This is a genomic window from Rhodoferax potami (assembly GCF_032193805.1).
In the GTDB taxonomy this organism is placed as follows: Bacteria; Pseudomonadota; Gammaproteobacteria; order Burkholderiales; family Burkholderiaceae_C; genus Allorhodoferax; species Allorhodoferax potami_A.
In genome coordinates, this window is sequence record NZ_JAVBIK010000001.1 from 1491359 (window position 1) to 1505282 (window position 13924).

The window sequence follows — 13924 nt, forward strand, 5'->3', positions numbered from 1 at the left end:
CCCAGCCACCGGGCGGGCGAGTAGCGGCGAGCCGTTAAGATGGCCCGCTCTTTGCACGCTACACCTGCCCGATCCATGTCCTCCCCTTCCGCCAACCACGGCATGAACCCCGCCCAGCAAGAGGCGGTGAACTACCTCCACGGGCCCTGCCTGGTGCTGGCAGGTGCGGGCTCGGGTAAAACGCGGGTGATCACTCACAAAATCGCCCGTCTGATCCAAATGGGCATGCCAGCCAACCGGATTGCGGCGATCACCTTTACCAACAAAGCAGCCGCCGAAATGCGGGAGCGCGCCAAGCACCTGATCGGCAAGGCAGCCAAGGATGTGGTGGTGTGCACCTTTCACGCGCTGGGCGTGCGCATGCTGCGGGAAGACGGCTCGGTGCTGGGCCTGAAACCCCAGTTCAGTATTCTGGACAGTGACGATGTGACCAGCATCATCAAAGATGCGGGCGGCACGATCGACACCGCTACCGCCCGCCAGTGGCAGTGGACCATCAGCGCCTGGAAAGGCGCAGGCCTGAACAGCGAGCAGGCGCTTGCCGCCGCCGAGGACGACAACGAGCGCATCATCGCCACCGCCATGGCGCGCTATGAAGAACGCTTGGTGGCCTACCAGAGTGTGGACTTTGACGACTTGATCAGTCTGCCGCTCAAGCTGCTGCGGGATTTCCCCGAAGTACGTGCCCGCTGGCAAAACCTGTTGGGCCATGTGCTGGTGGATGAGTACCAGGACACCAACGCCACCCAATATGAGGTGCTGAAGTACCTGGTCGGGGAGAAAGCGCGCTTTACCGCCGTGGGCGACGACGACCAGTCCATCTACGGTTGGCGCGGCGCCACGCTGGACAACCTGAAAAAGTTGCCGGTCGACTTTCCCACGCTCAAGGTCATCAAGCTGGAGCAGAACTACCGCTCCACCAGCGCCATCCTGCGGGCCGCCAACAATGTGATCGGCCCGAACCCCAAGCTGTTTCCGAAAACCTTGTTCAGTGAACTCGGCGAGGGCGAACCGGTGCGGGTCGTGGACGCTGACAACGAAGAGCACGAGGCCGAACGTGCCGTTGCCCGTATACAGAGCCTCCGAGCGAACGGGATTGGTGGGGGCGTCCCAGACGCCCAGGGCAAGCAGTACAAAGAATTTCGCGACTTTGCGGTGCTCTACCGGGCCAACCACCAGGCTAAGCCATTTGAAAAGGCGCTGCGCAAAGCGGGCATTCCGTACAAGGTGTCTGGCGGCCAGAGCTTTTTTGACCGGGCCGAAATCCGCGACCTGTGCGCCTGGTTCCGCCTATGGAGCAATAACGACGATGACCCCGCGTTTTTGCGGGCAGTCACTACGCCCAAGCGCGGCATTGGCCACACCACCTTGGGCACCCTGGGGGTGTTTGCCACCCAGTACAAGCTGAGTCTGTTTGAGTCGCTGTTTTCGTCGTCACTCGCCAGTGTGCTGAGCGCCAAGGCACTGGGCAGCCTGCATGAGTTTGGCCGGTATATCAACGACCTTGAATACCGCGCGCGCCATACCGAGGGCGCCGAGGCGGCACTGGCGTTCATCATGGATTGGCTCAAAGAAATCGGGTACGAGAAACACCTCTACGACGGGGAAGACAGTGAGGGCGCCGCGTCTGCCAAGTGGAGCAATGTGATCGAGTTCTGCGAATGGATGGCCCAGCGCTGCGGCGGTCAGATTGACGATGCGGCCGGCGTGACCAACACGCGGGAAATCAAAAATCTGCTCGAAGTCTCGCAAACCATCGCCCTGCTCTCGACCATCAGCGAGCGGGAAAAAGACCAGAACGTGGTGACGCTCTCCACGCTGCATGCCTCCAAGGGCCTGGAGTGGCCGCATGTGATGCTGGTCGGTGTGACCGAAGGCATGTTGCCCTTCAAGCTGGGGGACGGCGCAGACACTTTGGGTGGCTCTAGCCTGGACCATGAGTCTGCCAATGAAGACATCGCCGCCCGCCTGCAGGAAGAGCGCCGCTTGATGTACGTGGGCATTACCCGCGCGCAGCGCAGTTTGGCGGTGAGCTGGACCCGCCGCCGCAAGAAAGGCCGGGAGATGGTCGCCGCCTTGCCCAGCCGGTTTATTGCCGAGATGGCACTGGACTCTGCGACCGCGAAAGAAGACCCGCGCGAAAAACTGCGCGCCCTGCGCGCAGAGTTCGCCGCCAAAGCCCTTGCTACAGCCGCCAGTGCGGCCGAAAAACCATGAAGAATCGCAAACACCTCGCTGTTGGTCTGCTCGTACTCTCTGCTCTCTCAGCGGCTAGCCATGCGCAAAAAAAGCCTGAACCCGCCACGGCCGACGCTTTGCTGGTGGAGTCTGTGGCGCCTGTCGAGACCCCGGTGCCCCTAGAGGTGGTGAGCTGCAAAAACCCCTCTGCAACGCCGCTATCGCGCTTCTGGGAGCTGGAGCCTGCCAGCGACTGCGGTACCTTCGGCTTGAGAGGGTATCGGCCTGTGAGTCTTGCAGTCATCGGCTCCGACAGCGTCAATACGGCACCCAGCTCGCCGGCGAGCGGACACACGGGTACCTTTCAGGCCTACACCAAGACCGAAACGCGTATCAACCTCTCCGTGCGGACCAAAGTGGCGCAGGGCCTGCTGACGGGCGGCGACCCCAACCGCTTGGATTCGTTGTGGTTTGCGTACAGCCAGCAGTCGTATTGGCAGCTTTTCAATGCGGATTTGTCGCGCCCTTTCCGCGCAACGGACCATGAGCCCGAGTTGATCTACATTTTCCCGATCGCCAGCGCCCTGCCCTCCGGCTGGCGCTTGCGCTACGGCGGTATCGGAGTGAACCACCAGAGCAATGGCCAAAGCTTGCCCCTTTCGCGGAGCTGGAACCGGATCATCGGGCGGGCCGGCTTGGAGTTCGGAAACCAAATCTCGATCACCGGCGCGCTATGGCAGCGCATTCCGGAGGACAGTGCCAGCGATGACAACCCCGATATCGTGGACCGCATTGGTCGCGCGGAAGTGTCGGCCGTCTGGAATGTGGATCCACACAACTCTTTGGCGCTGACCGTTCGCCATTCCCTGCAATCCAGCGATAGCGGATCTTTGCGTTTCGCTTGGTTCAAAAAAATCGGGAGTGCGACTGAGAACTCCAACCGGAGCAGTCTTCGCTTGCACACCGAGCTGTTTACCGGCTACGGTGACTCCTTGATGGACTACAACCGCCAGCGCACGGTGCTGAGCGTAGGGCTGACCCTGCTGGATTGGTAAGGGCTATCAGCGCAGCCCGCTCAAGCTGGAATGCACCGACGGCGCAAACCCTGAATCAGAGGGGGGCTCTGCGGGGCCGAACAGCACATCGTGCAAATCGGCCAGTTGCAGCATGGCCTCGACAGCTTCAGGCTTGAATCCGATGCGTGCATTCCCCATGCCATCGCCACCACTCATGATGAGTTGGTTGATGTAAGCACTGCACTCTTTGTAGCCCCACAGCGTACGGATCGTTTGGGCAATCCGGTGGTGGTGCAGTTCAACCCGCTCTAGGGCCTCTGCAGCCAGCACTTCAGGCTCTTTCTCATCCAGCCCCATCGGGCGGGTGGGGGCATCATCAAAATCCAAAGCACGATGGGCCGGATAGAGCCCGGGCATGCGGTGTTGCGCCGCGCTACCGTTCGGACGCGTATTGCCGGCTGCATCCAGCATGCTGTGTTGGGAATCCTGCGCAGCCAAGGCGTTGTCCCACAAACTCCAGGAAGTTTCAGGATCATCCTCAACTACTTCGAGCCCCCTGGAGTCTTGGGCCTCAGATCGCTGGGCCCCTCCGGACGCACTTTTGCCGAAAATTTTGCTGAACATGTGATACCCCAGATTGTTTTTTTATATCTGTGAAGCGCGGCTTTTTGCCTGTATCGCTCCCCCACTCCCGCCGCGTGCTGGAACCCACTCACACAGCATCTAAAGGTTAAACCCTTCGTTGCCTCAAGACAAGTGCCCATAGGGACTAGTGGCAAATCCAGAAAAGTAACAAGTACCGGCAAAGAAAAAGCGGCATCTCTTTGAAAGAAATGCCGCTTTATATCTGGTGGCCTGGGGCGGAATCGAACCACCGACACAAGGATTTTCAATCCTCTGCTCTACCGACTGAGCTACCGGGCCTAAGCCTTGAATTCTAGCATTAAATTTAGACGTTATTTCGTTTGCCGCGAGAAAGATCAACTCCGAGTTGTTTCAGCTTGCGGTAGAGATGGGTTCTTTCCAGCCCGGTCCGCTCGGCGACCCGCGTCATGGAGCCATTTTCTTTGACCAAATGGTATTCAAAGTAGGCCTTTTCAAACTCATCGCGAGCTTCCCGCAATGGCTTGTCTAATTCGAAATCTTGATGCGCTTGTGGACCTGTTTCAACAAGACTCACCACCGCGAGGGAATCGACAGCGATGGGTTCTGGCAATGCGCTGTATTCGACGGGTGATGGCGCCGCCTTGCGCACCGCACCACGCGTGAGCCCTTGCTCGACCGCTTTCAAGAGCTTTTGAAGTGTGACGGGCTTCTCGAGGAACGCGAGTGCTCCTATTTTTGTGGCCTCGACCGCAGTGTCGATGGTCGCGTGGCCGCTCATCATGATCACCGGCATGGTGAGGGCACCAGTGGAAGCCCACTCCTTCAACAGGGTGACGCCGTCGGTGTCAGGCATCCAGATATCCAGCAAGACAAGGTCCGGGCGCTCCCGCAGGCGGGCTGCGCGGGCTTGCGCTGCGTTTTCGGCGAGCTCTACCGTATGTCCTTCATCATTAAGGATTTCGGAAAGAAGCTCACGGATGCCGTGCTCGTCATCCACCACCAAAATATTCGCCATATTGCTTGCGCTGTCCCTTGTGAAACCCGTTTAGCGTTCAGGCCGCTGCGTCGGGTGCAATAGCCAATGATAACGACACTTGCGCACCCAAGATGACGCCATCTTTTTGTATGTTGCCTATGTCAATCCGCGAGCCATGCTCATCAGAAATCTTCTTCACCACAGCAAGTCCCAGGCCAGTTCCTCGGGTTTTGGTGGTGACATAGGGCTCAAACGCCCTTTTCAAAATGTTCTCGGAGAATCCGTCGCCCTGGTCCCGGATTGACAACCGGACCCTGCGGTTGGCGGATTGCCACTGGGTGCGAATGGTCACGGTGCGCACGGTGTCATGCGTAGTGGTTGCAGACAGGCATGCGTCCTGGGCGTTTTGCAACAGGTTATGAATGACCTGTCGCAACTGTTCGGCGTCGCCCAAAACGGGAGGACATTCGGGGTCCAACTCCAGGACTACGGGTACTTTGGTGTTTTCCAAGTCATACAGGTGGAGCACGTTTTTCACGAGGCTGTTGAGCATCAGGGGCTTTAGTTCGGCTGCAGGCAGGCGGGCGTAGTCACGAAACTCGTTGACCAAGCGCTTCATCGAGTCGACCTGATCCACGATAGTTTTGACGGACTTGATCAGAATTGCATTCTCAACCGCCTCTAACTTGCCGGTCAGTTTTTTTTCTAGACGCTCGGCGGAGAGTTGAATCGGCGTTAAGGGGTTTTTGATTTCATGTGCCAAACGACGGGCGACCTCGCCCCACGCTTGCGCGCGCTGGGCCGACACGATTTCCGTAATGTCATCAAATACCAATAACTGATGATGCGAAGGAAGCTCCGCCCCCCGCGCTACAAGGGTTACGGGTCCCTCGAAGGGGCTATTGACGGTGGATACCGAACCCGACAACTCAAACGGCTGCTGCCAATGGTCTATGGCTTGGTCCTGATTGCCTTCAACCAAAATATCGAACTGCTTTTTCGCCCCAGCGCCAAACAGTTCCAGACCTTGGATTTCGGATAGCAGCTGCCCTTCAAACTGCACCAAGTCTTTCTTCAGAATACGCGAGGCGCCCGGGTTGGAGCTCACGATGGCGCCGGTTGGGTCCAACACAATCACGCCTGACGTGAGGTTATCGAGGATCGTTTGCAGGTGGGCACGGGCCGAATTCACCTGCGACATACTGACTTCGACAGCCTGCCGCGCATCAGAGAGCTGCTGCGTCATGGACGCAAACGCGCGCGTGAGCCCGCCCAGCTCGTCGCGCCCCTGCAAAGCCAGTTTGGGCGTCAAGTCGCCTGCCGCCACCTGATTCACGCCTTCTGTCAGCAGCAACAAGGGGCGTGCGATTTGGTTTCCCAGCACAACTGCCAGCAAAATTGCAGCGAATACCGCCAAAAACAAGCTCAAGGTGAGTGTTCCGATGTACATGCGCTTCAACCCTTCCCGGCCCAACGCACGTTCTTGGTACTCGCGGTTTGCACGGTCAACAGCCAAAGCATTGCCGACGAGGCTTGTGGGGAGTGCTTTTGTGACCAACATGTAGCGCGCTTCGGATGCCAAGCCGAGGTTCGGGTTTGATATGGGCACCAAGGCTTTTATCCGGGCGGTTGTCAAACCATCCATCGCCACATCATCCAAGCCCTCTACCCATGCCAATGATCTCTGCTGTCTCGCACTTCGAAACTGGCTATTGGTTGGTTTATCCGGGCTCAGTTGAAACTTGGATTGACCGGTGCTCACGATCAACGCACCTGAGCCACTCCAGATCGTGATGTCGGTCGCACCCAGTTGGTCCAGCAACTTCTCTGCGATCAGACCAGAAGCCCCCTCCGGACTTTCAGCCAGTAGACCGGCAGCCGCTTTGGATTTGCCGGCAAGGTCGACGGTCAGCGTATCTAACGTGACCCGCCCCAAATTCAAACCCGCTTCGAGCGCACCTTCGACTTTGACGTCAAACCAGGTTTCGATGGAACGCGATACAAATTGGTAAGAGACGACATAGATCAACAGCCCGGGGGCTACACCCACCAGAGCGAAAATCGTGGCTAACTTCAGGAGCAGCTTGCTCCCGAATCGCCCTTGCCGAAGTCGCGTGACAAGCCGGTAACTCACCCATGCAATTGCGCCTACCAACAGGCTCGCAACCACCACATTCACCATGAAGAGCGTTTGGTAGCTGCTTTCGTAGAGTTCACGATTGTTAGTGGCCTGCGTCAGGAGATACAGCAAAGTAAGGCCGATCAGCACCATGACCGTGGAGCCAATCGCAATTGCGCGGCGCATCGGGCGCGATGTGTGCTGGACTTTCGTCGGATCAGCCCTTTCAGCGTGGGCCATGTCGCTCACTTGCTGAACTCCGGCAAAAGGGGCTGCGAGCGGAGGATGTTGATGTCCCAGTCCGTTTGCCCCAATAGCCCGATTTGGAAGGGGCGTGGCAATTGGCTTACATCCAAGTTGAACCGGAAATCTAAGCGATAACGCCCGGTCGGCTCCAACTCACCGGGCCCGGCTACTCGCCAGCGACTGATTTTTTTCACAGACGACATCGCAGCAGCCAAGGTGTCATAGGACTGACTCAGTGCCAAACCCTGACCGGCTGCGCTGGAGGGACCTGCACTGACGCTCACACGCCACCGCCTGGTCAGCGGCTGATAAGCGAGCTTGTAGTGCCTGGAGACTGCGGAGAGCGACTTGTCATACCAGTACCAGCGTTCTCTAAGCACTTCGGCTTCCGCCCGAAAATACACGGGGATGCCCCGCAGCAGGGCATCCTCTACCGAGGACGAAAGCTCGAATTGCACTTGTGCGTTGAGTACAACTTCTTCGGCATAGCGCTCCACCTCGAACTGGGTGACTTCCACTTGCGTTTGTGCAAAGCAAGGCCACAGCGCGGAGACAAACAGCAACGCGCACAGCCTGTGCAGGAGCTTTTCAAACCCTCGTCTTTTCGAACAGTGCATAGAAGAAGCCGTCATGGTCACCGATTTGATTGTCGGCCATGACGGACGAAGTGGGCACTGCAGCGGGAATTAAATGGCCGGGAGACTGAAGAAGGCGAGCGTCCTTGTTGTTATCTAGAAACGCTTTGACCTGTTCATCCCCCTCAGCCCGAAAAATGGAGCAGGTGCAGTACAGCAAGCGCCCACCCTCTTTCACCAAGGGCCATAGACCCTTGAGGATCCGCCGCTGCTCTGCGGCAAGCTGAACCACATCTGTGGGGCGGCGCAGCCAACGTATGTCGGGATGCCGCCGAACAATACCCGAAGCGGTACAGGGGGCATCCAGCAAAATGTAATCAAAAGGACGGCCATCCCACCAGGTGGCAGGTTCAGCGGCATCGGCGCAGAGCACCGTCGCAGTCAGGCCCAAGCGTTTCAAAGTTTGCTCGATTCGTTGCGCCCGGGTGGGGTCAATTTCCAACGCAAGGACATCCGCCTCGACGAGCTCTAAAAGGTGAGCAGTTTTTCCGCCTGGCGCAGCACATGCGTCCAAGATGCGTGGCCGTTCTTGAGGAGTAGCCGCCTCAAGCAAAAGTGTCGCAGCAACTTGGGCGGCACCGTCCTGCACGGAGACCCACCCCTCTTGAAAACCGGGGAGCTGGGTTACCGCGACTGGTTTCGCCAGTTCTATGCCTGAGCCGTAGGCGTTGCTGACCTCAATACCGGCTGTTTGCAGTGATAGTGCGTATTGCGCGCTTGTCACCTTGCGGAGGTTCACGCGCAACGTCATTGGGGGATGGCGATTAGCTGCCGTCAGCACCGCTTCCCAACGGTCAGGATGATCCTGCTGTACTTTTTTGATCCACCAAAGGGGATGATTCCAACGGGCCTCCAAGCGCCTATCTGCCTCTGCAAGAAGCTGGGGAGCCTCTCTCAAATACCGACGCAAGCATGCGTTGATGAAATTTGCCTGGGATCGGGTACGTGGGCATTGCTTGGCAGCCTCTACCGTTTGATTCACCAAAGTGAAAGCGTCGTAACTGGCATCTGCATCGTTCGATAGGAGGCCCAACGCGAGACACAACAATGCGTCAGCGTGTGGGGCTGGTGGCTTTTTTGCGAGGAGCGAGCGAATCGCCGTCGATCTGCCTTGATTCCGCCACGCATGAAAAGCCAATGCTTGAACCGCTCCACGCAAGTGAGGCGGCACAACGTCCATGGCAGCACTACCGGATTGACCGTTAGATACCTGCAAAAGGACATCTACAGTCGCCTTCAATTGACGCCACAGCTCGGGCGACCTTTGTATCTCACTCATTTGATCCCTATTAATGCACTGACCTTGAATCCGAAAAAATGTGCAACCCAACAAGCAGGCGGCTCACTGACGCCCTCGTTGTAGTCTTTCAATATCGCGTTCAAGGCATCTGAAATTACGATAACTTTCGCTGTACTTGCCTCCCACTCGAGGCGAAATGAATCGGGAACACAAGGCCCTGCCAAATCAGGAGGGGCAGAAACCCAAGCGCTCCATGCTGTCATCAACTTCGCCCAGCTCTCTGTTCGCTGCTGCTGGACATCTATATCCAGACGATCTCTTCGGGGAGCAGCCCAGACCTCCTCCATGAGTCGCAGCGCTTGTAGCCATTCCGCACGGTATTCGTCTGATGCGTTGTTTGACGTATCCGCAGGACTTGCAACCAAGCGATGTTGTAAGGGCACTATCCCTGACGAGACTTGCTTCTCGAGAGCGCTCAGTATCGCGAGTGCCCGCGCACGGAGCCGCATCAATCGATTGTGTACGCCCATTAACCAAAACAACAGGCAGGCACATAGCAACCACACATAAAGCGTCTGTCCCATTTCGAGCCTCGTTCTCTATTTGCAACTCAACAAAAAAAACGCCCCAAGTTGCGTGCAACCTGGGGCGTTTTTATTCAGAAGCGCAGATTACTCAGCAGAGGTATCGTCCGCACCAGCCACGTCCTCTGCCAAGTCAGCGGTACCAGCCAGTTCAGCGGCCTCAGCTTCGGCAATAGCACGCCGTTCAGCATCATCCATGGACTCACGGACTTTACGTGCTTCGTGATAAGCCAAGCCAGTACCAGCAGGAATCAAGCGACCGACGATCACGTTTTCCTTCAGTCCGCGCAGCTCGTCGCGCTTGCCCATGATGGCAGCTTCGGTCAACACACGGGTAGTTTCCTGGAACGAAGCCGCAGAAATGAAACTGTCTGTCGACAACGATGCCTTGGTAATACCCAAAAGCAAGTTGGTGAAGGTCGCAGGGATTTTGCCCTCGCCACGCAAAGCGTCGTTGGTGTTGAGCATTTCAGAGCGTTCCACCTGCTCACCATTGATGTAGCCGGAATCGCCAGCGTTTTCCACGACGACACGACGCAACATCTGACGAACAATCACTTCGATGTGCTTGTCGTTGATCTTCACGCCTTGCAAACGGTAAACGTCTTGCACTTCGTCCACGATGTAACGCGCCAACTCTTCCGAGCCCAACAAGCGCAGAATGTCTTGCGGATCGGCTGGGCCGTCCACCACCGACTCACCCTTGTTGACCACCTGGCCTTCGTGCACCAAGATGTTCTTTTCCTTGGGCACGAGCTCTTCCCAGACCTTGCCTTCTGGATCAGTGATTTGCAAACGAACCTTGCCTTTGGTTTCTTTACCGAAAGACACGGTACCGGTCACTTCAGCCAAGACACCCTTGTCTTTCGGTGAACGAGCTTCAAACAGTTCGGCCACGCGTGGCAGACCACCGGTAATGTCGCGGGTCTTTTGACCTTCGATAGGAATACGGGCCAGCACTTCGCCGGGGCCCACGTCCTGACCGTCACGCACCTGAACCAATGATCCCACAGGGAAACCGATAGTCACGGAGTGGTCGGTTCCGGGAATCTTCACTTCGTGACCCGATGCATCGATCAGCTTCACTTGTGGACGCACTACCTTGGCAGCGCCCCGGCGCTTGGGGTCGATAACCACCAAAGTCGACAAGCCTGTTACCTCATCCACCTGCTTTGCAACGGTCAGGCCTTCTTCGACGTTTTCGAAATGAGCCTTACCCGCGAACTCGGTAATGATGGGGCGTGTCAAAGGATCCCAGTTCGCCAGAATTGCGCCAGCCTTGATGGATTGATCTACCTTGACAGTCAACACGGCACCATAAGGAACCTTGTGGCGTTCGCGCTCGCGGCCATGCTCATCGTGAATGATGATTTCGCCGGAACGAGCAATCACCACCAACTCGCCCTTGCTGTTGGTCACATAGCGCATCGTTGCATTGAAGCCGATGTTGCCGTTAGATTTGGCTTCGACGCTAGAGGCGATCGCCGCACGGGATGCCGCACCACCGATGTGGAAGGTACGCATGGTCAGCTGAGTACCGGGTTCACCAATGGACTGCGCTGCAATCACGCCGACCGCTTCGCCACCGTTGATCAAACCACCGCGACCCAAGTCACGTCCATAGCACTTGGCACAGATACCAAAGCGGGTTTCACATGTAAGAGCGGTGCGGACCTTGACTTCGTCGACGCCAGCAGCTTCCAGCATTTCGATTTCGTCTTCGTCCAGCATGGAGCCCGCGGGCAACAGCACGCCACGTGTTTCAGGGTGCAAGACATCATCCGCAGCGGTACGACCGAGAATACGATCGCGCAGGGATTCAATCACTTCACCGCCTTCAACAATGGCGCGCATCAGGTACCCACCGTGTGTGCCGCAGTCTTGCTCGGTCACAACCAGATCCTGGGTCACATCGACCAAACGACGTGTCAGGTAACCGGAGTTCGCTGTCTTCAACGCGGTATCGGCCAGACCCTTACGGGCACCGTGGGTGGAGATGAAGTACTCCAACACGTTCAGACCTTCGCGGAAGTTCGCGGTAATAGGCGTTTCAATAATGGAGCCATCAGGCTTGGCCATCAGACCCCGCATACCGGCCACCTGACGGATCTGGGCAGCAGAGCCGCGGGCACCGGAGTCGGCCATCATGTAGATGGAGTTGAAGGATTCCTGTTGTACCTGGTTGCCATGGCGATCGGTGACCAATTCCTTGGACAACTTGGCCATCATCACCTTGGACACTTCGTCACCCGACTTGCCCCAGATATCCACCACCTTGTTGTAGCGCTCACCGGAAGTCACCAGACCGGACACATACTGCTGTTCGATCTCTTTTACTTCCTTCTGGGCGCGACCGATGATGTCGTGCTTTTCCTGTGGCACCAACATGTCGTCGATACAGATAGAAATACCTGCCTTCGTTGCCAAACGGAAACCGCTTTGCAGCAGCTTGTCGGCAAACACCACGGTTTCCTTCAGTCCGCACTTGCGGAAGGACACGTTGATGAGCTTGGAAATTTCCTTCTTCTTCAACGCTTTGTTGATGTTGGCGAAAGGCAGTCCCTTGGGCAGGATTTCAGACAACAAGGCGCGACCTGCGGTGGTTTCCCACAGCTTAGTTTCAGGCACGAATTCGCCAGTTTCCTTGTTCTTGGTCCATTCGGTCAAACGAACGTTGATACGTGCGTTCAGTTCCACTTGGCCCGCGTCGAAAGCGCGCTGGACTTCACCGGTATCCGCAAACACCAGACCCTCACCCTTGCCGTTGATACGGTCACGGGTGGTGTAGTACAAGCCCAACACCACGTCTTGCGAAGGAACGATGGAAGGTTCGCCGTTGGCAGGGAACAGCACGTTGTTGGAGGCCAGCATCAAGGTGCGGGCTTCCATCTGCGCTTCCACCGACAGCGGTACGTGCACAGCCATTTGGTCACCGTCGAAGTCGGCGTTGAAGGCCGCGCAAACGAGAGGGTGCAACTGGATAGCCTTGCCTTCAATCAGAATAGGCTCAAAAGCTTGGATACCCAAACGGTGCAGCGTTGGCGCACGGTTCAGCATCACGGGGTGCTCTTTGATGACCTCTTCCAGAATGTCCCACACCACGGGGGTGCCGGATTCAACTTCTTTCTTGGCAGCCTTGATGGTGGTCGCAATGCCCATGGCTTCCAGGCGCGCGAAGATGAATGGCTTGAACAATTCCAAGGCCATCAGCTTAGGCAGACCGCACTGGTGCAGTTTGAGCGTTGGGCCCACGGTAATCACGGAACGACCGGAGTAATCCACGCGCTTGCCCAGCAAGTTCTGGCGGAAACGGCCGCTCTTGCCCTTGATCATGTCGGCCAAGGACTTCAAGGCGCGCTTGTTGGCGCCAGTCATAGCCTTGCCGCGACGGCCGTTGTCCAGCAAGCTGTCCACGGCTTCTTGCAGCATCCGCTTTTCGTTGCGGGCAATGATTTCAGGGGCCTTCAACTCCAGCAAACGGCGCAGACGGCTGTTGCGGTTGATCACGCGGCGATACAGGTCGTTCAAGTCGGAGGTCGCAAAGCGGCCGCCGTCCAAGGGAACCAAGGGACGCAAGTCCGGTGGCAGAACTGGCAACACGTCCAACACCATCCACTCAGGCTTGATGCCGGACTTCTTGAAGGCTTCCAGCACTTTGAGGCGCTTGGCGTTCTTCTTGATCTTCAGCTCAGAGCCGGTCAGGTCGTTGCGCAGCTTCTCGATGGAACCGTCGATGTCGATGCTTTCCAGCAAGTCCTTGATGCCCTCGGCGCCCATTTTGGCAATGAATTCATCGCCATACTCTTGGAATTTTGCGTCGTAATCGTCCTCAGACATGATGCTGTATTTCTTCAGCGGGGTCATGCCGGGGTCGGTCACCACGTATGCTTCAAAGTACAACACGCGCTCGATGTCACGCAAAGTCATGTCCAGCACCAAGCCCAAACGGCTAGGCAAAGACTTCAAGAACCAGATGTGTGCGCAAGGAGCCGCCAAGTCAATGTGACCCATGCGTTCACGACGCACTTTGGTCTGTGTGACTTCAACGCCGCATTTTTCGCAGATCACACCGCGGTGCTTCAGGCGCTTGTATTTACCGCACAAGCATTCATAGTCTTTGATGGGTCCGAAAATCTTGGCGCAAAACAGACCGTCACGCTCAGGCTTGAAAGTGCGGTAGTTGATGGTTTCAGGTTTTTTAACTTCGCCGAAAGACCAGGAACGGATCTTTTCAGGCGACGCCATGCCGATCTTGATGGCATCAAAATGCTCATCGGGCGTGAACTGCTTGAACAGGTCGAGTAAAGATTTCATGTGACTCTTT

At 57.0% G+C, this 13924-nt stretch carries 9 protein-coding genes and 1 tRNA gene; 2 read left to right on the forward strand and 8 right to left on the reverse strand.

Annotated elements, in window-relative coordinates:
* The first annotated feature begins 75 nt into the window (after nucleotides 1-75).
* Entirely contained in the window at nucleotides 76-2217 is a 2142-nt protein-coding gene (locus RAE19_RS07075) for an ATP-dependent helicase (protein ID WP_313874229.1), read from the forward strand.
* Nucleotides 2214-3233, forward strand: a complete 1020-nt coding sequence (locus RAE19_RS07080; protein ID WP_313874230.1) for a phospholipase A — start codon at nucleotides 2214-2216, stop codon at nucleotides 3231-3233. Before RAE19_RS07075 ends, RAE19_RS07080 begins: the two co-directional genes overlap by 4 nt.
* A 6-nt stretch (nucleotides 3234-3239) precedes the next feature.
* Here RAE19_RS07080 and RAE19_RS07085 read toward each other — a convergent pair whose 3' ends face one another.
* The 8 genes from RAE19_RS07085 to rpoC form a co-directional block, all read right to left on the reverse strand.
* Nucleotides 3240-3818, reverse strand: a complete 579-nt coding sequence (locus RAE19_RS07085; RefSeq protein WP_313874231.1) for a hypothetical protein — start codon at nucleotides 3816-3818, stop codon at nucleotides 3240-3242.
* Between the two features lie 224 nt (nucleotides 3819-4042).
* Nucleotides 4043-4118, reverse strand: a tRNA-Phe gene (locus RAE19_RS07090).
* Nucleotides 4119-4143: 25 nt separating this feature from the next.
* Nucleotides 4144-4815: a response regulator gene (locus RAE19_RS07095; protein WP_313874232.1), complete on the reverse strand. Its 672-nt coding sequence runs from the start codon at nucleotides 4813-4815 to the stop codon at nucleotides 4144-4146.
* Nucleotides 4816-4852: 37 nt separating this feature from the next.
* A complete protein-coding gene (locus RAE19_RS07100; RefSeq protein ID WP_313874233.1) occupies nucleotides 4853-7081 on the reverse strand; it encodes a sensor histidine kinase in 2229 nt (742 codons plus the stop codon).
* 59 nt (nucleotides 7082-7140) lie between these two features.
* Nucleotides 7141-7704 carry a DUF4390 domain-containing protein gene (locus tag RAE19_RS07105; RefSeq protein ID WP_313874234.1) on the reverse strand — a complete coding sequence of 188 codons (564 nt, stop codon included), beginning with the start codon at nucleotides 7702-7704 and terminating at the stop codon, nucleotides 7141-7143.
* A 25-nt stretch (nucleotides 7705-7729) separates the two neighbouring features.
* On the reverse strand, nucleotides 7730-9055 hold the full coding sequence (rsmB, locus tag RAE19_RS07110) for a 16S rRNA (cytosine(967)-C(5))-methyltransferase RsmB (RefSeq protein WP_313874235.1): 1326 nt from the start codon (nucleotides 9053-9055) through the stop codon (nucleotides 7730-7732).
* Nucleotides 9052-9600, reverse strand: coding sequence for a hypothetical protein (locus RAE19_RS07115; RefSeq protein ID WP_313874236.1), 549 nt, complete (start codon nucleotides 9598-9600; stop codon nucleotides 9052-9054). The genes rsmB and RAE19_RS07115 overlap by 4 nt, the downstream gene beginning before the upstream one ends.
* 87 nt (nucleotides 9601-9687) lie before the next feature.
* Complete coding sequence (gene rpoC, locus RAE19_RS07120) at nucleotides 9688-13914, reverse strand: DNA-directed RNA polymerase subunit beta' (RefSeq protein WP_313874237.1); 4227 nt, start codon at nucleotides 13912-13914, stop codon at nucleotides 9688-9690.
* Between the last annotated feature and the right edge of the window lie 10 nt (nucleotides 13915-13924).

Coding starts and splice junctions, on each gene's coding strand:
- RAE19_RS07075 (WP_313874229.1), top strand. CDS start 76: ATGTCCTCCCCTTCCGCCAACCACGGCATGAACCCCGCCCAGCAAGAG.
- RAE19_RS07080 (WP_313874230.1), top strand. CDS start 2,214: ATGAAGAATCGCAAACACCTCGCTGTTGGTCTGCTCGTACTCTCTGCT.
- RAE19_RS07085 (WP_313874231.1), bottom strand. CDS start 3,818: ATGTTCAGCAAAATTTTCGGCAAAAGTGCGTCCGGAGGGGCCCAGCGA.
- RAE19_RS07095 (WP_313874232.1), bottom strand. CDS start 4,815: ATGGCGAATATTTTGGTGGTGGATGACGAGCACGGCATCCGTGAGCTT.
- RAE19_RS07100 (WP_313874233.1), bottom strand. CDS start 7,081: ATGCGCCGCGCAATTGCGATTGGCTCCACGGTCATGGTGCTGATCGGC.
- rsmB (WP_313874235.1), bottom strand. CDS start 9,055: ATGAGTGAGATACAAAGGTCGCCCGAGCTGTGGCGTCAATTGAAGGCG.
- RAE19_RS07115 (WP_313874236.1), bottom strand. CDS start 9,600: ATGGGACAGACGCTTTATGTGTGGTTGCTATGTGCCTGCCTGTTGTTT.
- rpoC (WP_313874237.1), bottom strand. CDS start 13,914: ATGAAATCTTTACTCGACCTGTTCAAGCAGTTCACGCCCGATGAGCAT.